General features: G+C 36.6%; 22 protein-coding genes. 6 read left to right on the top strand and 16 right to left on the bottom strand.

Annotated elements, in window-relative coordinates; genetic code table 11:
- Positions 1-276 precede the first annotated feature (276 nt).
- Complete coding sequence (locus MP477_RS22185; protein WP_306552804.1) at positions 277-1,398, top strand: lactonase family protein; 1,122 nt, start codon at positions 277-279, stop codon at positions 1,396-1,398.
- Positions 1,399-1,549: 151 nt separating this feature from the next.
- Positions 1,550-1,795 (top strand): hypothetical protein, encoded by a 246-nt coding sequence (locus MP477_RS22180; RefSeq protein ID WP_257192212.1) that lies wholly within the window; start codon positions 1,550-1,552, stop codon positions 1,793-1,795.
- A 25-nt stretch (positions 1,796-1,820) separates the two neighbouring features.
- Here MP477_RS22180 and MP477_RS22175 read toward each other — a convergent pair whose 3' ends face one another.
- From MP477_RS22175 to MP477_RS22145, 7 genes are all read right to left on the bottom strand, one after another.
- A complete protein-coding gene (locus MP477_RS22175) occupies positions 1,821-2,000 on the bottom strand; it encodes a hypothetical protein (protein WP_257192211.1) in 180 nt (59 codons plus the stop codon).
- Between the two features lie 25 nt (positions 2,001-2,025).
- The gene (locus MP477_RS22170) at positions 2,026-2,400 is read right to left on the bottom strand and encodes a hypothetical protein (protein ID WP_257192210.1); all 375 of its coding nucleotides are present in this window, start codon (positions 2,398-2,400) and stop codon (positions 2,026-2,028) included.
- Positions 2,401-2,688: 288 nt separating this feature from the next.
- Positions 2,689-3,297 carry a hypothetical protein gene (locus MP477_RS22165; RefSeq protein WP_257192209.1) on the bottom strand — a complete coding sequence of 203 codons (609 nt, stop codon included), beginning with the start codon at positions 3,295-3,297 and terminating at the stop codon, positions 2,689-2,691.
- A 577-nt stretch (positions 3,298-3,874) separates the two neighbouring features.
- A complete protein-coding gene (locus MP477_RS22160; protein ID WP_230036771.1) occupies positions 3,875-4,177 on the bottom strand; it encodes a hypothetical protein in 303 nt (100 codons plus the stop codon).
- 331 nt (positions 4,178-4,508) lie between these two features.
- The gene (locus MP477_RS22155; RefSeq protein ID WP_257192208.1) at positions 4,509-5,273 is read right to left on the bottom strand and encodes a hypothetical protein; all 765 of its coding nucleotides are present in this window, start codon (positions 5,271-5,273) and stop codon (positions 4,509-4,511) included.
- 2 nt (positions 5,274-5,275) lie between these two features.
- The gene (locus tag MP477_RS22150) at positions 5,276-5,764 is read right to left on the bottom strand and encodes a MarR family winged helix-turn-helix transcriptional regulator (protein WP_257192207.1); all 489 of its coding nucleotides are present in this window, start codon (positions 5,762-5,764) and stop codon (positions 5,276-5,278) included.
- 97 nt (positions 5,765-5,861) lie between these two features.
- Entirely contained in the window at positions 5,862-6,710 is an 849-nt protein-coding gene (locus MP477_RS22145) for an AraC family transcriptional regulator (RefSeq protein WP_230036775.1), read from the bottom strand.
- A gap of 74 nt (positions 6,711-6,784) precedes the next feature.
- On the opposite strand from MP477_RS22145, the gene MP477_RS22140 reads away from it, so the two are divergent.
- Together MP477_RS22140 and MP477_RS22135 are read left to right on the top strand one after the other, a co-directional pair.
- Complete coding sequence (locus MP477_RS22140; protein WP_257192206.1) at positions 6,785-8,167, top strand: MFS transporter; 1,383 nt, start codon at positions 6,785-6,787, stop codon at positions 8,165-8,167.
- A gap of 44 nt (positions 8,168-8,211) precedes the next feature.
- A complete protein-coding gene (locus MP477_RS22135) occupies positions 8,212-8,604 on the top strand; it encodes a hypothetical protein (protein ID WP_257192205.1) in 393 nt (130 codons plus the stop codon).
- Positions 8,605-8,662: 58 nt separating this feature from the next.
- Here the strand turns inward: MP477_RS22135 and MP477_RS22130 are convergent, their stop codons facing one another.
- A complete protein-coding gene (locus MP477_RS22130; protein WP_257192204.1) occupies positions 8,663-9,823 on the bottom strand; it encodes an MFS transporter in 1,161 nt (386 codons plus the stop codon).
- Positions 9,824-10,029: 206 nt separating this feature from the next.
- On the opposite strand from MP477_RS22130, the gene MP477_RS22125 reads away from it, so the two are divergent.
- A complete protein-coding gene (locus MP477_RS22125; protein ID WP_257192203.1) occupies positions 10,030-10,875 on the top strand; it encodes an AraC family transcriptional regulator in 846 nt (281 codons plus the stop codon).
- Between the two features lie 350 nt (positions 10,876-11,225).
- Here MP477_RS22125 and MP477_RS22120 read toward each other — a convergent pair whose 3' ends face one another.
- From MP477_RS22120 to MP477_RS22110, 3 genes are all read right to left on the bottom strand, one after another.
- The gene (locus tag MP477_RS22120; RefSeq protein ID WP_257192202.1) at positions 11,226-12,224 is read right to left on the bottom strand and encodes a T9SS type A sorting domain-containing protein; all 999 of its coding nucleotides are present in this window, start codon (positions 12,222-12,224) and stop codon (positions 11,226-11,228) included.
- 148 nt (positions 12,225-12,372) lie between these two features.
- Positions 12,373-13,287, bottom strand: coding sequence for an AraC family transcriptional regulator (locus MP477_RS22115; RefSeq protein WP_257192201.1), 915 nt, complete (start codon positions 13,285-13,287; stop codon positions 12,373-12,375).
- 74 nt (positions 13,288-13,361) lie between these two features.
- Positions 13,362-14,159 carry an SDR family oxidoreductase gene (locus MP477_RS22110; RefSeq protein ID WP_257192200.1) on the bottom strand — a complete coding sequence of 266 codons (798 nt, stop codon included), beginning with the start codon at positions 14,157-14,159 and terminating at the stop codon, positions 13,362-13,364.
- A 144-nt stretch (positions 14,160-14,303) separates the two neighbouring features.
- Between MP477_RS22110 and MP477_RS22105 the strand changes: the two genes are divergently transcribed.
- Positions 14,304-17,642 carry a DEAD/DEAH box helicase gene (locus MP477_RS22105; RefSeq protein WP_257192199.1) on the top strand — a complete coding sequence of 1,113 codons (3,339 nt, stop codon included), beginning with the start codon at positions 14,304-14,306 and terminating at the stop codon, positions 17,640-17,642.
- A gap of 96 nt (positions 17,643-17,738) precedes the next feature.
- On the opposite strand, the gene MP477_RS22100 is transcribed toward MP477_RS22105, so the two are convergent.
- The 5 genes from MP477_RS22100 to MP477_RS22080 all read right to left on the bottom strand — a co-directional run bounded on the left by MP477_RS22100 (position 17,739) and on the right by MP477_RS22080 (position 22,221).
- Positions 17,739-19,037: a T9SS type A sorting domain-containing protein gene (locus MP477_RS22100; RefSeq protein ID WP_257192198.1), complete on the bottom strand. Its 1,299-nt coding sequence runs from the start codon at positions 19,035-19,037 to the stop codon at positions 17,739-17,741.
- Positions 19,038-19,561: 524 nt separating this feature from the next.
- A complete protein-coding gene (locus MP477_RS22095; protein WP_257192197.1) occupies positions 19,562-20,737 on the bottom strand; it encodes an acetyl-CoA C-acyltransferase in 1,176 nt (391 codons plus the stop codon).
- A gap of 163 nt (positions 20,738-20,900) precedes the next feature.
- A complete protein-coding gene (locus MP477_RS22090) occupies positions 20,901-21,401 on the bottom strand; it encodes an endonuclease V (RefSeq protein ID WP_257192196.1) in 501 nt (166 codons plus the stop codon).
- The gene (locus tag MP477_RS22085) at positions 21,398-21,775 is read right to left on the bottom strand and encodes a glyoxalase (RefSeq protein ID WP_257192195.1); all 378 of its coding nucleotides are present in this window, start codon (positions 21,773-21,775) and stop codon (positions 21,398-21,400) included. The genes MP477_RS22090 and MP477_RS22085 overlap by 4 nt, the downstream gene beginning before the upstream one ends.
- The gene (locus tag MP477_RS22080; RefSeq protein WP_257192194.1) at positions 21,775-22,221 is read right to left on the bottom strand and encodes a GNAT family N-acetyltransferase; all 447 of its coding nucleotides are present in this window, start codon (positions 22,219-22,221) and stop codon (positions 21,775-21,777) included. The genes MP477_RS22085 and MP477_RS22080 overlap by 1 nt, the downstream gene beginning before the upstream one ends.
- Positions 22,222-22,283: the final 62 nt, after the last annotated feature.

The raw sequence follows: 22,283 nt of genomic DNA, 5'->3' as shown, positions 1-22,283 counted from the left end.
TAAAGTTTACCGTAAAACTTACCCTGGCTGAACTGCGTTCGCAGTCTTCATAAAAGCTTCTCTTTTACTTATCTGCTAAGGTGATCTTTATACCGGGAAATATAATGGTTTTCCTAGAGCAATAAAAACGAAATGACTGAAAATTCTTAACTACGAATAAAACATTAGAGTTACACTCATTTTCATAAAGAAATATGCCGTCAAGCCAACCTAAATATGTAGATTTGCAATCTATCGGCGGTACTGCCTTAAATTATCTAAAAATTATTTATACCCTTGAAGAAGACCCTAAGCTTAGTCTTTATAATTTTAGCCTTTACAAAATTATATTCACAAAATACGTATGTGTTTTTCGGTTCGTTTAACCGTGATAAAACCGCTGAGGGAATTTATGTATATGAACTGGATACCATCAAGGGGAAATTATCAAAAGTAACCTCCGTTAAAGGTATTTTAAATCCGTCTTTTCTGACTTTATCTCCCAATGGAAAATATGTTTTTGCGTGTACGGAAAGCAAAACAAAAAATGCGGGCAGTGTAAGCAGTTTTGCATTTAATCCTTCAGATAAAAAGCTGACTTTTATAAACAGTCAGAAAAGCGGCGGCGAAAACCCGGTGTATGTAATGGCTCACCAAAATGGAAAATGGTTAATTAATGGAAATTATACAGAAGGAAGTGTTTCTGTTTATCCGGTTTTAGAAAATGGAAGTATACAGCCGGGTGTTCAGAATTTTCAATTTTTGGAAGGCAGTATCAATCCCGGAAGACAGGAACGTTCTCATATTCATTCTACTGTTTTTTCGCCAGATTTTGATTATGTTTTCCTTCCTGATCTGGGAGCGGATAAAATCAGAAGTTATCGATTTGAAAATGAGAAAAATGAGCCTTTAGTTCCTGCAGAGCCTCCTTTTACACAGACTGTTTCAGGAAGCGGACCAAGACATTTCACCTTCCATCCGAACGGAAAATATGCTTATTGTATTGAAGAAATGGGTGGTGCTGTAAGTGTATATTCGTACGCTCAGGGAAAGCTGACTCCTATTCAGAGAATAGATACTCATTCTGAAAAATTTAAAGAAGATTTTGAAAGTTCTGACGTTCATATTTCTCCTGACGGGCTTTATTTATATGCTTCCAATCGTGGCGTTGAAAATAATATCGCCATATTTTCAATTCAAAATGACGGAAAACTAAAAACCGTAGGCTATCAGCCAACCAAAGGGAAACATCCAAGAGTATTTGCTATTGATGAAACCGGAAAATTCTTAATTGTGACGAATGCTCAAAGCGGAGATGCATTTGTATTCAGACGAAATGCAGAAACGGGACTGCTGAAAAAAGTAGGAAAAAGGGTAAAAATAAAGCAAGTATCTTCAGTCCAGATCAGGAAATATTAGTTAATCTTATCATTCGATGAACGGTTTACCATTGATTGAAAGGATGAAAACGTTTTTTTCCATATTCTAAAAAATTATTATTTAAATTATAATTTCAGGGTAAGATTTCCGACCTTTGCCCGGTATTTAGAATATATAGAAACTCACACTCATGGAACATGATTTAGAAATACCGGTAACCTATAAAGGCAAAGACCTTCTTTTTACCGGACGCCTTGCCACATTTACCTATGGTTATAAACTTTATGTCAATATCAATGGTACCGATGTAGTCTTTGAGCGGGATGATGAGGGTAATTTACGGGCTATCGTTCCTGATAACGCTTCAAATCCAGCCATAGAAAAAGGGCTCATTGAGGCTGTTATTGATGTTTTTAAAGAGCTACAGGTGTTATGATCTATTTTTAACCTTCTTTCTTTTTTTAATGCTCTTCTGATATTGCTCTCTCATCCTGAGACAGCCCTGAAAAATAAATTTGCAGGAAATTATGTTTCAAAAATTGTGGGTACTCCTGATAAACAGGTAGAAAAAATAACTTATAAAATATACTTCTGTCAAACCAGTCTTTCTTCAGATTAATATCAGCATACATCTCATCCATTTTTTCAAATATCTGATCTGTTGTTTCAGACTGATAATAGTCTTTCAGTTTTCCAGCGTTTTACTATTTCTTCATGATTGATAATGTTGGTAAGCCCTCCATTTTTCTTTAGCGAAATCTGTAACGGATACAAAATTTGCTCTGCTTTTTCAAGCAGCTGCTCTATTATTTTATCAATTCCCTGATTGTTTACATATGTTTTTTCCTTAGTGAGTTCAATTTGGAATGCAGTCCTTTTTACTTTTATTTTGTAGTGAATCTGCAGATCTTTAGGTAAAAACCTGATGATCACTCCATAAATCTTATCACTGAAAATGGAAGGAATTTCCAATACTGCACTTTTCAGTAATTTCCTGTCCCTGGTTTCAAACTTATCAGAAGGAATGTAAATGTACTCCACATACTTAGGCAGTGACAAGGTCAACAACTCCTGAAGACTGCAGTATTGATTATGAAACCTACCAATTCTTCCGGAGTGAGCTTATACTCTCCGGAAAGTTTTTTAGGTTCAGAATCCCTTCTACCTTTACCTTTGTATATTCCTGTTTTGCTACACCTTTCATTCCTTTTATTCTACTGATTTCCTATCCATTTTCAGTTGCTGTATCTTCCTTTCGTTATATTAGTTGATCAACTATTCTCTTACTGTTATTTAGAGAAAATTTTCGTCATCTGTTTGATTGATATTTTAGTACTGTTCTAAATCGTAAAAGCTTAAATCCTGGATTTTTGGCAATGCATTGACTTTTATCATTTTTTTCTTTTTATTTAAAAGTTTATCTGAACCTGTTACTTGTTCATACTCAATTTTCGTTTTTGCGATTAAGTCAATTTCTGTTTCAAAAGTGGTGTCTTTTCCATCCCATATTACCCGTGATATTTTGATCAATTCAAAATTATTTTGCTTCAGCCTGAATTCATAGCTACTTTTTCGATCTTTAATGTCGGTAAGCATTTTCAATTTACCTTCTTCAATAAAAAAATCCGGAATTACATTATCATTATGCTCTCCTTTCTTATTAACCGGATATTGGCTTTCAATGATTTTTGTAGAAGAAACTACTAATTGAAGTTTCTTATCTGGTTGGGAGAGGAATATTTGTAATCTTAATGGTCTGGTCTCATCCTTTATATCCATTTCCACCATGATCCTGTCATTCTTTTTATCATAATTCAAATCACCCTCTTCTTTTTGTATCAGAGATGTGTAATTATCTTTATTAATCGTTTTTTGTGAAAACACATTAGTATTTGCTGTAAGGAATAATAAGATGGTATAAGCTGCTATATTTTTCATAATTCATTTATAAGTATACCGAATGTATTCAAAAGAGACAGGATAATTTACCTGTTCAACCCCTAATCATTTTTTTACGGCCTCAAGGTTCAGAAGCAAGCAGATACTATCTATATTTATCAATTCCCATAGTGATGTAGCAAATCAAAGTAAAAACAATAATAACAGATACAGATATAGACACCCACCACAAAATATGTTTTTTATCTGCTTTGAAATAAAAGAAATATGATAATACCAACATTATAATATTGATACCAGCAAAAATATTGAGCTCAATAAATGTTGCAGGAATCTCACTATTCTCATATTGATAAGTATAATACAGATGTCCTAAACTTATTAGCTGTATTAAAATAATGATGCCGGGAAATATTTTCCATTTATTCATGCCTTATATTAGGCTATTATTTCTCCCATCTGGGTTCTAGTCTTCCGTCTTTACATTCAGTTCCGGTATATTAATTTCCAAAGTTGTTATCTCAGGTCCTTTTATCTATTTTTCAGTATCTTATAACCTGTACTTCCGATACTATAAAAATATTTTTTATCATTTCTGATATAATAACATTTTTAATTAAAACCAACCTAAAGAAAAACTAGAATAAATTACCTGGCAGGCAATTTTTTCAAAATATATTTCTGTAATTAAAAAATAGGGTACTAGCAATAAAATTATTATAAATGAAATGACATAAATTATTATCTTAAACCATTTATTAACTGCCTTTTTAATAAAAAAAATAGCACAAAAAATAATAATAAAAAATAATAAAAAATCACATATCAATCTTAACAAATCTACTTTATAGCTTAAAGAAGTAAAACCTCTTACCGACCAAACAAGAAAATGACCAATGCCTTGCTGAGTTTCTTCCATACAATTGATATTATACTTTAAAATTGAAATGGTAAAAAGTATAATTGAAATGGAAAATGAAAAGAATAATTTATTTAATAATTTCATTTTAATAATATTTTACTAATGCAATACCTGAAGTACAAAGTTCGTTTTTATCTTGCCCCATATTAATTGTAAATTTTCCGTTTTCAAAAAGCATTGCAGAATCACTGCCATCAAAAAAAGGAGACCATCCGGGTCTCCATCCTATTAATAATACTTTTCTACTGCATTAATTAAGCTCTATAAACAAGTCTTCATTTAGAATTACCGCAGGCTACTCATTAATCCGCTTTATACTGTATCCTTATTATTCAATCACTACATAATTAATTTTATCGACTCCCGTATTCCCGCTTTTCTCATAATAAGCGTATAAAACCAGTTCATAATTCCCTGCAGTATTGATTACCGTATTTCCTTCAAACAAGTTGGTTGATACTAAGGACATCTCTACATTTTTCATAAATTTACCGTCTTTTTTAAGAATTCCTTTCACCTCTATTTCGTCAGAATTCCATATCCCGTTTTTGTCTATTACACATCCGCACATCATGACAATATTAGCCTGAAATGTAAATGGCTTGTCTTTAACTGTATTCAGAGGAATATACTGATGGGTTCTGGGTTTAAGAATATCAATAATAAAACCCGGGATTTCCAGAACAATACCGTCTCCCAAAATATGTTTGCCGGGAATCAGCCATAATTCAGTGCTTACTGTAGCTTGGGCCTGTTTATTGTTTAAAGGAGAAATCACTTCTATGTTAACAAATGTAGGCTCATCAATATCCACGGAAGCCAGAAAGCCGGCTGTTTGGGCATCGGCAATTGAATTTCCTCTTAGTTTAGGATTTTTCATGATCAAATCTGTATTTCCAGTACTTCCAACCGTATTTCCTTCTGCGAGAATCTGTTGGTTTAGCTTATTTCTCACGATGATATGAGCTCCGCCAAGTGAACTTCCGATAAATTTGGCATCTCTTGCTTTAGCTCGGATCATTATTTTCGTTTCCGCAGCAGAGATCATAAGATTAGAAAAAAGAAACGCTGCGATGAGGATAAATACTTTCATGATTATAGTGATTTTAAATATTCCTGTTTAAATCTATTATGAAAAGGATTGTTTTTCAGTTCCTGGTCTATGGTATCCAGATACGATAAAATGCTAAGATCTTCTGATAAAAGTTTTAAAATAGCTTTTTCACAGCTATCCCATATTTTTTCAAGATGGGGAAGCATTTCAATAGCTTTGGGTGATAATGAGATCATTTGTTTCCGTTTATCAATACTGTCTTTGGTGACAAGCAGATAGCCTTTCTCTGTCATTTTTTTTACAATGACCACTACAGAGGGATGAGAATATCCCAGGGGTTCCGCTATATCTGTAATAGAAATCTCCCCCCTTTTTTGCAGCAACATAAAAACAAGATACCAATTGGGCTCTACATCAATTCCAAACTCTTTATAGAATTTTCTTACGTCATGAGACATCCGGTCACTTATTCTTTTCAGCCGGCTATCAAAAGCTTTGTATCCCAGCTCTTTAATAAAGTCAAAATCCATTGAAAAAATATTTATAGTAAATATATAAAAATATAAAGTCAACTATATAGTTAACTTTATATTTAATAAATAATTAACATAACACAATGGTTATCTATCATTTATAATTTTTTCTGAATGCTCCCGGCGTAAGCCCTCTGTACTTTTTAAAAAGCTTTGAAAGATGGCTTTCATCGCTGAACTGAAGTTCATAGGCAATTTCACTTAAGCGTATACTGCTGTATTTTAAATAGGTTTCTACAAGCTTAAGTCTGTAGTCCAGCAGATAATCCTGGTAGGAGATCCCCGTCTGTTGTTTAAAATATTCCCCGAAATAGTTTCCTGAAATCCCAAAATGATCTGCAATAGTCTGAATACCTGTCTTTTCTCTATCCTTTATATTTTGCTGAATATAGGTGATGATTTTCATGATGGAAAAAGCTTTCCTGTTTTCCTGAAGATCTGAAGTCTCACTCTGAATGATATTTCGGGCAATAAGGTTGAGCAGAATTGAAATGCAGTTACGGATGATCAGATAATCATCTGTTTTATTTTTGAATTCACTGGCGATTTGAAGAATAATCGTTTCGGCAAAATGTTCATCGTTTTTGTTACGGAAAACACATCCGGCTCTCGCATGGTAATTATTACTGACATACTGCAGTTTATATAAATTTTCACAACTTTCGATACGGTCTGCTTCAAGGCGTATCTTATCAATAAATTCAATGGGACACTGGATAACAATAAGCTCTGCATCGCTACTTGTAAAATGGTAAAGTTCCTGTTGGGGAATAATAAAAAGTTTACCTGCAGAAAAACGGATACTGCGTTCATCATAGGCTAGATCCCCTTCGCCTTTTACAACATAAGCAAATGAAAGAAAGTCTTTTGTTTTGAAAGGAAGCTCCTCGCCTTTCAAACATATTTCTTTTACGTCTATTCCTTCAAGATGTAAGCTTTTCATTCTTTGAACTTAATTTTCCTCCAAAAGTACAATTTTACTATTACATTAAGAGGTTAATTTTGCATAAAAAAAATATGAGTATCTATTCCAAACGGTGGCAGGCATTAAATTTTCTGATAGCAGGAGCATTTCTTTCGCCATTGGATTATTTTATTGTGAATATGGCATTACCTTCCATAAAAGAGGCGTTCAAAGCCAGCGACCATCAGTTGCAGATGGTAGTAGCTATTTATGGGCTTACTTATGCCGCACTGGTTGTTGTGGGCGGAAAATTAGGGGATATTTACGGCCGGAAAAAGATTTTTGTCCTGGGTTTGTATACCTTCCTGTTTTCTTCTCTTGCCTGTGCATTCTCATCCACCATCACCTTATTGATCTTTGCCAGATTATTCCAGGGTGTTGGAGCTTCTTTATTAGCGCCACAGGTTTTAGCTTCCATAAAAACATTATTTGATAGCCGGGAACAGCCTAAGGCAGTAAGTCTTTTCAGCTCTGTCTTCGGATTAGCTTCCGTGATCGGACAATTGCTTGGGGGTATACTGCTGAGTATGCATTGGGGAGATTTCTCCTGGGAGCTTGTATTCCTTGTGAATGTTCCGGTTACCATCATCTGCATAGCCGGCATACATTTTACAATGGACAATAATCATAGCACAGACCAGATGGGTATTGACTATAAAGGTTCTCTGATATTAATCTTTGCTTTATTAATGCTTATCTGTCCATTAATCTTCGGGCAAAAATTTCAATGGGCATGGTGGATATTCGGAATTATATGTACAGGAATACTTTCATTAACATTATTATTAAAATATGAAATAGCCTTACAGCAAAAAGGACGTCCGGTACTTATAGACCCTATATTATTGCAGCATAAGCCATTTGCGTTAAGTCTTTTAATCATATTTTTCTACAACTTTACCGCCGGTTTATTTATCTGCTATCCTTATTATCTTCAGCAGTTTTTGCATCAAAGCTCTATGCAGACCGGGCTTGCCATTGTTCCCTATGGAATTGCTTTTTTCCTGGGCCCCTTAGTTTCGACAAGAGTAAAGCTAGAAACTCACAAAATGATTTATATAGGGTTAGGGTTACTGATGGGAGGTTTTGTTCTCAGTGCCATCACCTTTTATGTTCAGCAAAAACCTTCTTATATAACAAATATCACCTTATTTTTAGCAGGATTGGGACATGGGACGATTATGCCTGTTATGATGAGGACTGCCATTTCCCTTACTTCCAAAGATAAAGCAGGACAGGCATCCGGGCTCATCAGTATCGGAGTCCAGATAGGCAGTGTAACCGGAGGAGCTGTTATTGGCACTTTATTTTTTAATCTGACAGACTTGCTGGGATTTCCCACAGCTTTTGCAGCAGCCATTGCTATGATTGGTATCTTTCAGGTAACCGGAATACTCATTACTGTCAGATTAAAAAAGTATATTCAACGGTCTTAAAGAGATCAACACATTTTCGAAATAAATAATATAAACTTACCTCTATGAGCATTACAGAAAAAATAAGTAAAGAAATTCAGGGCTTTCATGATGATATTGAAAAATGGTTTCAGGGAAAATCAGAAGATCAGGAAGTGCTTTACAGGCAATTGCTTTCCGGATTTTCTCCGGATTTTAAAATGATTAACGGCAATAATGATCTGGTTACCTTAGCCATGCTTTCCGACTGGCTTCCCACGGTATATGGCAAATTTCAGGATCGTCATGTGACGGTGGAAAATATAGAAATCCAACATTCGGAAAGTCACGGACTGGCTACCTATACCGAAATTCAGGTAATGGGAGAAACTTCTACAAAGCGGAAATCTTCTGCTGTTTTTCTCATTGGTGAGGAAAAAGCATTATGGCTTCATCTGGTAGAAAAATGGATATCCTAAGCTTACAATATCAAAAGCTACCTCCGGGTAGCTTTTGATTCAGATAGAGATTCTCTCATCAATTTTTATTTCGGAATACTTTCATCTGCCCTGCCATAACAGACAGTAAGATTCCAAAGCATGCAAAAAGTCCGTAAGAATATCGTAAATCAAAGCTTTCAGCAATATATCCGATAAGAGGCGGCCCCATTAAAAATCCTAAAAACGAAATACTGGATACAAATGACAATGCAATACTGGGAGCTACAGTGCTCACCTTTCCTACCGTGCTGTAAACAGACGGAACACTCAGAGAACTTCCCAACCCAATAATCATGAAGGCAATAATACACACCCATAATTCCGGAAAGAAAACACTTAGAAAAAGGCCTGTACTCATCAAAATACCACACATCTGCAGAACAAGTCTTTTTCCGTATTTTTCTATAACACGGTTTCCCACAAAACGGCCTAGTGTCATCATTAAAATAAAACTGGTATATCCTACGATCACAAGCTTTTCCGGTGCTTTTACAATAGTCTGAAAATAAACCCCGCTCCAGTCAAACATAGCCCCTTCAATAGCCATGCTTAAAAAACCTATGATTCCTAAAGCAACCAAAGTAGGATTTACCGATTTGAAAATTGACTGTCTTTGAGGAGCTACTTTATGAATGATATCGGTCAGGTGAGCCTTACTGTATAACCAAAGTAGAAATACCAGTACAAAAGCAACTACAAAATGATAGAAAGTTCCTACTCCCAGATTAATCATCAGCAATCCCACAACGGCACCAACCAGTCCTGCAAAACACCAGGCGCCATGGCAGGAAGAGAGTAAGGTTTTTTTTGTAATCCCTTCTATCTCAATTGCCTGTGTATTGATCGCTATATTGCATAAATTACCGGAAACTCCAAAGAAGAACAAAACAGCTGCCAAAACCCAGTAAGAAGGTGCTAACCCAATCAGTAAAAGAAACATCGGATACAGCAGAAAACATCTTTTGATGATCCAGGAACTTCCGTACCTACTGATCAGCTTTCCGGCGAGAACCATGGTGGAAATCTGTCCTATAGGCATTAACAATAAGAGCGTCCCCAGTTCGGCTTCATTAATTGAAAGTGCGTCCTTAATGATAGGAATTCTACTTGCCCAGGAAGAGAAAACAAGTCCATGGGCAAAGAAAAGTAAAAAACAGGCTTTCGGCATTTTCGCATTAGGAGATTCTGTATTGTGCATTATAACAGTATTTGATTAAAGTTTCCGACTGCGAATTTAGGAACAGTTCAGGAATAAAATATATTCCATTTCTGGTATTTTATATTCCATTTTAAACAACCCGTTTAAAAAGAAAAATTAACTGCTTACATTTGTCCGGAAGTTAATCACAAAAATACAGAAGCCAAAAACATTTAACCCAATCCAGGAAGTCATCCACCAGTACCATGACAGATAGTAAGCCAAATTTCGAAGGGTTGTATATTGAAAAATATAAGGCAGCAAACATTACCGGGCTTCAGAAAAAAGCCAGCAAGCTTAACAAGCTGATACTCTGCTTTCTACCTGAAGGTAAATTAAGCCTTACAATCCATACACTTCCGTTTCATAGTAAGAAAAATGCTGTGATCATGATTCTACCGGATACCGAATTGACTGATGTTTCGGGGAGTAAGGATTTAGAATTGACTGTATTTTTTATTTCTTTAGACTTCATCAGTACCTATAGTTTCCTCACGGTACTGCTGGCCAGTGATGAAATAAAATTCAGTCCTGTCATGGAAGTGGAAGCTTCTTCTAAAAAACTGATCTGGCCTACAGTAAAACTGATCCAGGAATATCATTCCAAAACGAAAGAAAAAAGCACTCTGGAGTCTGTACAATATCTGCTATATGCCTTACTGGAGCTGGTTTCAAAACTTTATTTGCCGGTCATTAAAAACAACAGTCTATTACAAACCAGAAGTCAGGATATCATAGACCATTTTTTTGAACTATTAAATGAACATGGTCATTTGCAAAGAAGTGTCTTGTATTATTCTGATCAGCTGCATCTTTCGCCCCAGTATCTAAGCAGTTTAATAAGAAAAGAAACGGGAAAACCCATCAAGCAGTGGATCAGTTATAGGGTTATCAAACAGGCCAAAGAGCTTCTTAAAACAACTTCACTGTCTATTAAAGAGATCAGCAACCAATTGCAGTTTGTAGACTCTTCCCTATTCTGTCGGTATTTCAGGCGTTGTACGGGTATTACAGCCAATACTTACAGAGAGAATTATAAAATTAAAAAGTAAATAGATTATCTATTTTTTGTAAGTTCGTTTTTTTACTATCAATCTGATTTAAAGAATATTGAAACTATAATTTTCAATCTAAAACCTGTCAACAATAGATTATGTTATGTGGAATTTCATTTAAAAAATTGCGGAATGACCTACCGCTATACCCTGCGTAAAGCGAATCAATGGCAGATTGAAGCTATTGAAAACATCAGTAGTTAAAAGAATCAAAAAGCCTTTAAGAAAAAAACAAAATTTTCCCAGCTTTTATAAAAACCGGGGACCTTGAAATCCACAGTAAGACCCATTGTGTTTATTATATCGTGTGTCCCCGGCCATAAAAAAACTGTTAAAAGAAATTTATATTATTTTTTAATAATTTTTCGGGTTACAGACCCTCCGTTCTTCAATTCGGCCTGAAGAATATAGGTCCCTTTGGGAAGGTTTGAAATATTAATATTTTTAGCGCTGTCGGTTATTAAAACCGTCTTACCATCCAATGAATTCACAGACACCTTTTTAATATCCTCTTTTGATTCCAGGTTAATAAAATCGGAACCAGGGTTCGGATATACCGAAATTTCTGTTTTTCTACCCGCAGACCCGGCCGTTGATAAAACAAGTGTATCCAGATAAGAAATATATTTTGATATGTTCGGCACCCCATTAAAAGCAAAAGTATTGATTCCAAAGGTAAATACGATCCCTGAGGTCTGGCTGATCCATGTATAATTTTCGTTTGTATAGTTGAATGGCAAAGGTGATCCCGGAACAATGATTGTTGATGCTTTCATACTCTTCATCCTCAATACATTCGGATAGGTTCCCGTAGGTGTGATGACCGTTCCATAGCCATCTACCGTATAGTCTACCTGCCCGGACTCGTTGGTGGTTCCGCTCGCTGCAGAAACATTGGTAAACTGATAGGTATCACTAAACTGCTGCAAATAAGTGATTGGAAATTTAAAATCGATTAAAGGATCTGTATAGGTAGTCGTAGCATCTCCAAAGCCCGAGCCGGCATAAGAACCCAGCGTTATGGCTTCTGTGTCGGTGATAGAAGCAAAATCATAGACATCTGAAAGTGTTGGTTTTGTGATCCTGTTGGCTCCTGCAAACCTAAAACAGTTGGCCTGTCCCGGACATTCATTGGTGTTTGTGGTAGTTACGTTTGGCCCGGTATAGGCAGAAAAATCCCAGGTTATATTAGCCCCTGAAGGTCCCGGAGTATCAGTAGCGGCTGCATCTCCTGCCTTAAAAGTAATGGTGGCGTTCACCCTATCAACACCTAATCTTGTTATTGAAGGCTGTGCACAGGCTGTAATGCCTATCATAATGCATACAATGGAGTTTAACTTTTTCATATTGATGTTATTTTTTGTTCTATCGAAAGTAAAAAGGCTTCCTCTTTAAAAATGATTTTTATCTATGTAAAACCCTTTTCATTCTACAAACAGCCATAAATAAAATACCCGGCACACCGCCGGGTAGATCAATAAGAAATATTTATATTCAATTAAATGACTGCCTGTAGCTTAAAGGCGTTTTATCTGTTTTCTTTTTGAATAGCTTATTGAATGACTGGGGATGCTCAAATCCCAGTGCATATGCGACTTCTGATACGGAAAAATTAGTGAGCGTAAGATATTCTTTGGCTTTTTCTATCAGTTTTTCATGAATATGCTGCTGCGCATTTTGCCCGGTAAGATTACGGAGCATATCACTCAAATAGTGTGGCGACAGATGAAGTTCTGAAGCCAGAAATTCTACGGTAGGAAGCCCTTTATTCAGGGTTTCTTCACGGTCAAAATAATTTTCCAGGATAGTATCCATTTTAGATAAGAGATCGTTACTCACAGATTTTCTTGTGATAAACTGTCTTTTATAATAACGGTTGCTATAGTTGAGCAGCACCTCAATATAGGAAATAATCAGATCCTGGCTAATTTCGTCAATGGCCGTATTCAGTTCGTGGGTAATACTGTCCAGAAGTCCGGTAATCATTGTTTTTTCCTGATCAGATAAGTGCAGCGCTTCATTGGTATCATAGGAAAAGAAACCATATTTTTTAATGTTCTTAGCCAAAGGGTAATTCCTGATAAAATCGGGATGTACGAGCAAAGTATAGCCGCAATATTCTGTATTTTCATCTGTAGAAAGAATCTGCCCGGGAGAGGTAAACATCATTCCTCCTTCATTAAAGTCATAATATCCCTGTCCGTAGCCCATTTTCCCGTTTGTGGAATATTTATAGGAAATTTTATAAAAATTCAGAATAAAACTTCTTCCCAAAAGCTCCTTATTAACAGTCATCCTGGTATTATCCACTAAGCTCACCAGCGGATGAAGAGGTTTTGGCAGCTTGAGCATATTATGCATTTCTGATATGGATGAAATTTTCAGCGGTACATTTTCTTTCTTTTCCATGATATAAATGTATTGATTATTAACGTAAAAAGGCAGCATAAATGATCACTTATGCTGCCACGGGTTACAAGTGGCTAGATGAATTGTTTTCCCAGCTGTTCTCTGAATGCCTCATCTCCCAGCTCAAGGCGCTGTGCATATAAAGCTTTTGCGTCCTCACCGGCAACATATCTCAGATTCTGTTTACCATCCGTAGCAGCTTCATATACTACTTCTGCAATCTGTTCCGGTGTAGAAGCTGCATCCATCATACCCTCCATACGGGAAAAAAGAGTACTAAGCATTTCTTCATAAGCGGGACTTGATGCAGAATCTAAAGAACGGCTTACAAAATCTGTTTTAATCCCTCCGGGAGAGACTGTTTTGATATCTATTCCTAATGCATTAAGTTCAAAGGCCATACTCTCGCTCCAGCCTTCCAATGCCCATTTTGTAGCATGGTAAACAGAATTCAACGGAAAAGTCATTAATCCTCCTATTGAAGTCGTGGAAATAAATGTTCCTCTTCCTTTTTCTCTGAAATACGGAATAAATTCCTGCGTCACCCGGATAACGCCTAATAAATTGGTATTCAACTGTCTTACAATCTGTTCATCTGTCAGAGCTTCCAGAGGCCCCAGCAGGCCATATCCTGCGTTATTGAAAACCACATCAATATCTCCTGATTCCAATGATTTTTTAACGGTTGATTTTATCTGTTCAGGATTGGTAACATCCAATGGAAATACCGTTACATTTTCTAAAGCAGAAAGATCTGCCCCAGCTTCAGGATTTCTCATCGTAGCAATGACCTTCCAGCCTTTATTCTGAAATAATTGAGCTGCTGCTTTTCCTAATCCTGTAGATGCACCTGTTATAAAAACTGTTTTCATATTTTCTTTGTTTAATTGTAGGACAAAGTTCAACATTAGAAAAAATGCCGGAGTTGCCAAAACGGGTAAAAATGTATCCAAAATGGATGCGAGCCCCGTTCTTTTCATTCGCATTTTTTTGTAAGTTTGCTTCTATTAATTTTTATGGCAGAATATATTCTTGAAAACATCAATATCAGTACACTTTCCGTATATGACCTGCTGAAATATACTTCAGAGAGCTCTTTTATAGAAAGCAAAAATTTTCACGGTATCTATCCTGTTTCTATTGAAATTAATACGGGAATATTCACTCAAAAATCATCCCTGCAGAGTTCTCCTGTTGTCACCATCAGCAGGATAAACAACACCCTGCTTTGTTCCTGTACCTGCGATACTCCGGAAGACAGACTTTGCCTGCATCAGGCAGAAATCATTCATTGCATTTTAGAAGAAAAGAAGTATCGGATTTTCTTTGATGATTCTCTTCGTAAAAAAACAATGATCCCCAAGGCTAAGGGATATGGCTTGGAAAACGAACCTGATCTTGACCTTTATTTTCAGGTGGAATACCATGAAGGCAGAATTGAAATCATGCCTAAGATCAAAGAAATGTTTCCGATTGATGAGCACGTTTTAAAAAAAGATCTTCTTCCTCAGCACCCTTCGAAACTGGATGAACTTGCATTGCACGACACCTCTAAAAAACAGATATTGGTCATTGGTAAGCACCGTTATTATAATCATCTGATTTTTAATTTAATGGAAGCAGAAATTACCCAAGCCGGAAAAATAAAAAATCCGGTTAGCCCTGTAGATGCTATGCAGCTGATATGGAGGGCTGAAAAACCTTTGGAAATAAAATTTTATACTGCCATTTCGTCCTTTCAGAATAATTATAACCAGGATTATAATCCGGCAGAACTTGAAGCTTTAAAACTGATTGTACAGAACCCTCTGGACTTGGAAGTCTATTATCATGACCGTGAAATAGCGGAAACCATATCCTCAAAGTCATTAACAAAAGTTACAATGAACACTTTAAATGCAGAGCTTCAACTTTCTGTATTTAAGAAAGATCCATTTTATGAAATAACTGGAGAAGTGCAGTTTCAGGACCATTCTATCCCTTTTAAAAATGTAATGCTCCGGAATGACTATTTCGTATATAACAACCACACATTCAGCTTCGTAGAAGATCCTGACATGCTCAGAGTCATTAAATTTTTCAAAGCCAATAATGAAATATTGCTGGTACATTCTTCTAAATATGAAGATTTTATGCAGTCTACTCTATCCTCTTTAGAAGAACGTATCAACATAAATTACAGCTACATACAACCTGCATCGAAAGTACAGCTTAAAGAAAAGACTTTTGATGTGGAGAAGATCATTTATCTGCGTCAACAGGAGAATTACATCGGAATTACTCCCGTGATATGTTACGGGCAACTGGAAGTTCCTGTCTATTCAAGGAAGCAGCTTTTCGATTCTGATCAGAATGGGAACCTCTTTAAAGTAGAAAGAAATGAAGCGTTAGAAGCCCGTTTTACTTCTTTGGTCATGCAGCAGCATCCTGATTTTGAAGAACAGATGGATGGGTATCAGTATTTCTACCTCCACCGGGATAAATTCCTGGAAGACAACTGGTTCCTGGAGGCCTTCGAGGTCTGGAGGAATGAGGGAGTCTCTATACTTGGTTTTAATGAACTGAAAAACAATAAACTCAATTCACACCGGGCTAAAATAAATATTCAGATCACCAGTGGCCTGGATTGGTTCAATGCCAAACTGAAGGTCAGCTTCGGACAGAAAGATGCTTCTTTAAAACAGCTTCACAGGGCAATCCGTAATAAAAGTAAATTTATTCAGCTGGATGACGGTTCATTGGGAATGCTTCCTGAAGAATGGATAGACAGGATTTCAGCCTATTTCCGGGCTGGTGAAATTGATGAAGAGGTACTGAAAATTCCTAAAATAAGTTTTACGGAGGTTTCTTCTCTCTTTGAAAAAGAAGTAATAAGCGACGAAGTAAAGGAAGAAATAACCTCTTATTCATCCCGTCTTTATTCATGTGAGAGTATTCCGGAAACCCCTGTTCCCTCTACATTACATGCGGAACTCAGAGACTATCAGCACAAAGGACTCAATTGGCTTAACTTTCTGGATGGGTTTAATTTCGGTGGCTGTCTTGCGGATGATATGGGTCTTGGAAAAACAGTTCAGATTATTGCGTTTATCCTTTCACAAAGAGAGAAAAGAGGCCATACCACCAATCTTATTGTAGTTCCCACTTCTCTTCTTTTTAACTGGCAGGAGGAGATCAGCAAATTTGCACCGTCTATAAAAGTATGGCTTCATTATGGAGCCGAAAGACAGAAAAGCACCACCCACATGTCTGATTATGAAGTAATACTTACCAGCTATGGAATGCTTCTTTCGGATATTAAGTTTTTGAAAACCTTTCAGTTTAATTATGTGTTCCTTGATGAGTCGCAGACTATTAAAAATCCCAACTCAGAAAGATATAAGTCTGCCCGTCTTCTCCAGTCGAGAAACAGAATTGTACTGACGGGTACTCCCATTGAAAATAATACCTTCGACCTGTATAGCCAGCTTTCTTTTGCCTGTCCCGGATTATTGGGAAGCAAGCAATACTTCAAAGACATCTATGCGATTCCTATTGATAAATTTGAGTTCAGTAAACGGGCTATGGAACTTCAGCAAAAGATAAAACCCTTTATCCTCCGCAGGACAAAAAAGCAGGTAGCCAAAGAACTTCCGGAAAAAACTGAAACGGTGATCTACTGTGAAATGAATGCTGAACAGCGAAAGATATATGATGCCTATGAAAAGGAGCTTCGTGAATTTATTGCAGCCAATGATGAAGATGACCTTAATAGAAACAGTATGCACGTTCTTACAGGTCTAACAAGGCTAAGACAGATCTGTAACTCTCCTATCCTGCTCAAAGAAGGATATTCGGGGGAACATTCCGTGAAGATTGAAATTCTGATGGAGCAGATCCTTGGAAAATCAAAAGATCATAAAATTCTGGTATTTTCACAGTTTGTAGGAATGCTGGATCTTATAAAAGCCGAATTGGAACGCCGAAAAATCACCTTTGAATACCTCACAGGTCAAACCAAAGACCGGGGGCAAAAAGTACATAGCTTTCAAAATAATGAGGACATCCGTGTATTTCTGATTAGTTTGAAAGCCGGAGGAGTGGGCCTCAATCTTACCCAGGCAGATTATATTTACCTGGTAGATCCGTGGTGGAATCCTGCAGCCGAAAATCAAGCTATAGACCGCAGTTACCGCATCGGGCAGACTAAAAATGTAATTGCTGTCCGGATGATCTGTTCCAATACGGTGGAAGAAAAAATCCTATCTCTTCAAAAGAAAAAAAGTCAGCTTGCCCAGCAACTTCTTAAAACAGATGGAGCCAAGTTCCAGGGGTTTTCAAAACAGGACCTTCTGGAAATCCTGGAACCGGAATAAAGATTTTCCTTAATTATTCCTTCAAAAAAACAAAACCGACAGAAGAATCTGCCGGTCAAAAAACAAAAATTGATATGGATATGATTAGATATGTGTTTATTTTTTAATCATCTTTTCAATGATTACTTTCTTATCTTTAGTCTGGATTTTAATATAATAAATCCCTGGTACAAAGCCATCTAAGTTGATACTGGCAGTATTACCTTCCGTAAGTTTTTGTCCTGAGATATTGTAAACTTCGTACTTTTCAAGCCCTTTTGCTGTTTTTACACTTACTGACCCTGTTGTAGGATTAGGATATATTTTCACAGAAGAGTCTGCCATTGTTTCTTTTGTGGAAAGATTAGCAGGCTGTATCTCAATGGTGTAGTCTTCTGCCTGTCCTATAAACCAACCTGAAGGGCATGGTAAATTTTCCAATGTACCCATCGATGAGTTGGATTCATAAGCTTTTACCAATCTGAAGCGTGTAGCTCCCAATAATGCTGTAGCCGGAATGGTGATATTCCCTGAGGTAACACCAGATTCTATACTGGAAACAGGACTGGAATTATCTAAATATCCCAGGTTAAACTTTTCATCAGTATCAAATATATTATTATGATTAAAGTCGATATACGCATAGACGGATACGGTAATCTGCCCGTGAGTACCTCCTGTAACCGTTATAGGATAAGTATCTCCACGGTTAACACTAAAAACAGTACCTGTGAAATTCTCCAGAAGTTCAGAGTTTCCGTCAATAGGACTGGAATTGGTGATTCCTGCAAATTCTACCTTACTTATTTCGCTTACCGTAGAAGTGGTTACATTTTCAGTTCCACAATAAGGAGACGGGAATACGACATTACTCCCTGAAATAATAACGGTATAATCTTCTGCCTGCCCGGATCTTAAGCCGGCATCACAAGCTGTACTGATCGAGTTTCCAGCATTAGGATCCGAATACGCTGCTACACTGCTGTTTTTAAGCACTCTCATTCTAGTAGCACCGTTTGCAGCATTTGCCGGCACTGTAATGGTTCCGTTGATAGTCAAAGCATTGAAAGGGGTAGCTTCTGTTAATCTTCCGATATAAAAACTTTCCCCTGGATCATTAAAGCTTCCGTTGTTATTGAAATCAATAAAAACAACTACATCGCTGGGAAATGTTCCCGAAGGACCTTTTATAGCTATAGGATAGCTATTCCCTGCCTGAAGATCAGTAGATATTGATGTAAAGTCTTCATAAGTAGGCGTTGATCCCGATTGAAACGGAGAGGTATTACTAATATTTCCAAAATTAATATGGGTAATCATGTTGCTGTCTGCCCCGTATTGAAATGAAGGAGTACAATATTGTGCTTCCATCAAAGAACAGAGAATGACAGCAGAAAGAGTAGTTATTTTTTTCATTGAATTCTTAATTTTGAATGAGACAAATTTATATTTATTTAGAATCAATAAAAATAATAATGTAATGACATTTATCAGTTTATTAACATTTGAAACAAAAGAGACTATTTAAAACTGAAAATTAATTGATTAATTGAATAACAACCAAACACTTACTTTGGAAAAATGGAAATTCAGGCTTTATCCTTCATCGTATGTCTTTTCAAACGATCTACTGTCTTTTACTGTAATTTCTGATGATCTCCAGTGATTTCTCTCTGTATAATTCATACTTCTTTTGATAGGCTTCTAATCTATCCTTAGCATCAGACCAGTTAAGTTTCACTTTTCTTTCTCCTTTTCCCAGGAAGATTGCATATTCCTGATCTCCCGCTTCTCTATTTGAGTACAGTGGCCAGGAAGCTTCATTTTGATATCCTTTTTTACATGTTTTTTTATATTACCATACAAACCGGGGATCTCCTCTCCATACTACCCTTATATTTTGTTACACAATTAACATTATTATCTTCTGTAAACTCATTTTAACTCATATTTTCAATAAGAATAGCTGAAGCTCCTCCACCACCATTACAGATGGCAGCAATACCATACCTTCCTCCTTCCTGGCGTAATATATTGACCAGAGTGGCAATGATCCTTGCTCCTGAAGCACCTATCGGATGACCTAATGCAACGGCCCCTCCATATACATTTACCCTGTCCAGATCATATCTTAAAATCTGCTGATTGGATAAAATAACAGATGAATACGCTTCATTGATCTCCAGATAATCTATATCAGAAAGACTGAGTCCGGACTGTTTGAGTACTTTATGAATAGCTATAGAAGGAGAAGTGGTAAACCATTCCGGAGATTGTGCAGCATCGGCATATGCTATAATTTTTGCCAGCGGATTGATGCCATGGAGCTCTAAAGCTTTCGATGAACCTAATAAAATAGCAGCAGCGCCGTCATTCAGGTTACTGGAATTGGCAGCTGTAAGCAGGCCGTCTTTTTCAAAAGCAGGTTTCAGCAATGAAATCTTCTCAGGAATAAGCTTGTCAATATCTTCGTCTTTATCTACCGTTGTACTTCCTTTTCTTCCAGTCACTGATATTTCAATCAGTTCATTCTTAAACTTACCCTTTCCCGAAGCTTCCTGGGCTCTCTTATAGGATAACAGGGCATAGTCGTCCAACTGTTGTCTGGTATAGCCATATTTTTTTACCCCAAGCTCAGCAGCACTTCCCATATGAAAATCATTATAAACATCCCATAATCCATCTTTAATCAGCCCATCTGTAAGCATTTCATCACCCAGTTTTTTCCCCTGACGCATATAGAGGTAATGAGGAACATTACTCATACTTTCCATTCCGCCCGTCATTACCCTATTTTTCAGTCCAAGCTGAATCTGCTGGGCCCCGATCATGACAGCCTTCATCCCGGAAGCACAGACTTTATTGATTGTTGTAGCATCTTTATCTACGGGAATTTTAGAAAAAAAAGCCGACTGTCTCGCCGGGGACTGCCCTACCCCTGCACTCAATACATTCCCCATATATACACTGTCTATATGTTCAGGAGCAAGCGATATACTTTCATAAGCATCCTGTATCGCTATTGCTCCTAACTGTGGGGCTGTAAATCCGGATAAACTCCCCATAAATCCACCAACAGGAGTTCGTTTTGCAGCCATAATAAATACATCTTTCATATACTATTGTTTTAAAAATATACCGATCAGTATATTTTAGGTTAAAAAATTTTCCCTTTTTAAAATGTTCATTGTTAAAAAAGCGTTTTGTCAAATATACAAAATATACCAATTGGTATTTTATTGTATAGTAAAGTTTTCAATACAATCAGAGAAGAATCTTTTATAACCGGCTCAGCTGATCCAGTTTCTTCAATAAAGTGGGTATTCTGAAAGGTCCGTGCATCTGTTCCACCTTAGGTTGTACTTCATCCACGTCCACACCTTTTGCAGTAAGGAAAAGTGGCGTTTTGCTTTCACCTCTGTAGATATTTCTTCTTTGAGAATCAGGTGTGGTAAATTCATTTTTTGCAATTCCGATGATGGGATATTTTTGGTCCAAAGCATCATAAAGATATCCTCCCAGCCCTAGTTTACCATTATTATCAAGGGTAACATATCCATCAACAATAATGACATCTCCATTTTTCAATGCTATTTTACTTAGCAAACTCAGAATGCAGGGCAATTCTCTTTTATAAAAGGCTCCGCTCTCATATTCTGAGGTAATGGAAATCTGTTCGGTAAAAACTTCTACCTCCTTTTCAGAATCCCATTTTTCAAAAGCAATACACACGGTATTGGCATAATCCTCATAATAATAGGTATCAAAAGCGTAAATCATTTCTGTTCATTATTAATAAATTCACCAAAATGCCATAAAACTCCCGATGGATCATGGGCAAAACATTCTTTTCCCCAGTCCATGGTTCTCACAGGACTAAGCTGTATATCTTTATATTTCTCCGTAAGGTTTAAGGCCTGAAGTTCATTCCAGAACTCATCAGTATCAGCCACTTCCATAAAGATCATTGTATTTTCAATCCAGTCTTTGGCATAATAATCCTGAAGATAAAAACAAATTCCCTGTAAGCTAAACAAAGACAGTTTGGGCTCAAGAATGACTTCCTCAAATCCCAAATCTCTGTAAAAATTACGGCTTATTTCAAAATCTTTAGCCCCGATAAAAGGTCTGATTGATTTTATCTGTGATGTCATTATTGCAGGTTTTTCCAGTTTTCAAAAGTCATTTCAAATTTAACCTCTCCTTTTCCATGGGTTCCGACTTCTTTCCAACCCGATTTTCTGTAAAATATTTCAGCCCTTGTCTCAGGAGAAGTTCCAAGCCAGATGGCTTCTTTTTTCTGTGTGAAATACCAATCGAGCATGATATTATGAAGTTTTCTTCCGAGACCTTTGTTTTCAAAATCAGGATGCACAAATAGAGCCCAGACATTATTTTCTTTCAGGTCAGCAATCGAAAACCCAATAATTCTTTCATTGTTCTCAGCTACCCAGCCTCTTCCTCTTTCAAACAGGAATTCTTCACAATCTCTGTCTGAAACCAAACCGGGATCTGATAATGTATTCTCCTTCACAGAATTTCTTACGAGCTGGATTTGTGGAATGTCTTTTAAAGTTGCTTCACGGATGATCATATTCATTCGTTGAATTGTATTTATATGGTTAGTTAATACAAAGGCACAAAGAGTTTATATACCTGTGC

The organism is Chryseobacterium sp. WG23 (assembly GCF_024586575.1).
Taxonomy (GTDB): Bacteria; Bacteroidota; Bacteroidia; order Flavobacteriales; family Weeksellaceae; genus Chryseobacterium.
This window is presented reverse-complemented; position numbering and strand designations above follow the sequence as displayed.

Coding starts and splice junctions, on each gene's coding strand:
- MP477_RS22180 (WP_257192212.1), top strand. CDS start 1,550: ATGGAACATGATTTAGAAATACCGGTAACCTATAAAGGCAAAGACCTT.
- MP477_RS22175 (WP_257192211.1), bottom strand. CDS start 2,000: ATGGATGAGATGTATGCTGATATTAATCTGAAGAAAGACTGGTTTGAC.
- MP477_RS22165 (WP_257192209.1), bottom strand. CDS start 3,297: ATGAAAAATATAGCAGCTTATACCATCTTATTATTCCTTACAGCAAAT.
- MP477_RS22160 (WP_230036771.1), bottom strand. CDS start 4,177: ATGGAAGAAACTCAGCAAGGCATTGGTCATTTTCTTGTTTGGTCGGTA.
- MP477_RS22155 (WP_257192208.1), bottom strand. CDS start 5,273: ATGAAAGTATTTATCCTCATCGCAGCGTTTCTTTTTTCTAATCTTATG.
- MP477_RS22150 (WP_257192207.1), bottom strand. CDS start 5,764: ATGGATTTTGACTTTATTAAAGAGCTGGGATACAAAGCTTTTGATAGC.
- MP477_RS22145 (WP_230036775.1), bottom strand. CDS start 6,710: ATGAAAAGCTTACATCTTGAAGGAATAGACGTAAAAGAAATATGTTTG.
- MP477_RS22140 (WP_257192206.1), top strand. CDS start 6,785: ATGAGTATCTATTCCAAACGGTGGCAGGCATTAAATTTTCTGATAGCA.
- MP477_RS22135 (WP_257192205.1), top strand. CDS start 8,212: ATGAGCATTACAGAAAAAATAAGTAAAGAAATTCAGGGCTTTCATGAT.
- MP477_RS22130 (WP_257192204.1), bottom strand. CDS start 9,823: ATGCACAATACAGAATCTCCTAATGCGAAAATGCCGAAAGCCTGTTTT.
- MP477_RS22125 (WP_257192203.1), top strand. CDS start 10,030: ATGACAGATAGTAAGCCAAATTTCGAAGGGTTGTATATTGAAAAATAT.
- MP477_RS22120 (WP_257192202.1), bottom strand. CDS start 12,224: ATGAAAAAGTTAAACTCCATTGTATGCATTATGATAGGCATTACAGCC.
- MP477_RS22115 (WP_257192201.1), bottom strand. CDS start 13,287: ATGGAAAAGAAAGAAAATGTACCGCTGAAAATTTCATCCATATCAGAA.
- MP477_RS22110 (WP_257192200.1), bottom strand. CDS start 14,159: ATGAAAACAGTTTTTATAACAGGTGCATCTACAGGATTAGGAAAAGCA.
- MP477_RS22105 (WP_257192199.1), top strand. CDS start 14,304: ATGGCAGAATATATTCTTGAAAACATCAATATCAGTACACTTTCCGTA.
- MP477_RS22100 (WP_257192198.1), bottom strand. CDS start 19,037: ATGAAAAAAATAACTACTCTTTCTGCTGTCATTCTCTGTTCTTTGATG.
- MP477_RS22095 (WP_257192197.1), bottom strand. CDS start 20,737: ATGAAAGATGTATTTATTATGGCTGCAAAACGAACTCCTGTTGGTGGA.
- MP477_RS22090 (WP_257192196.1), bottom strand. CDS start 21,401: ATGATTTACGCTTTTGATACCTATTATTATGAGGATTATGCCAATACC.
- MP477_RS22085 (WP_257192195.1), bottom strand. CDS start 21,775: ATGACATCACAGATAAAATCAATCAGACCTTTTATCGGGGCTAAAGAT.
- MP477_RS22080 (WP_257192194.1), bottom strand. CDS start 22,221: ATGAATATGATCATCCGTGAAGCAACTTTAAAAGACATTCCACAAATC.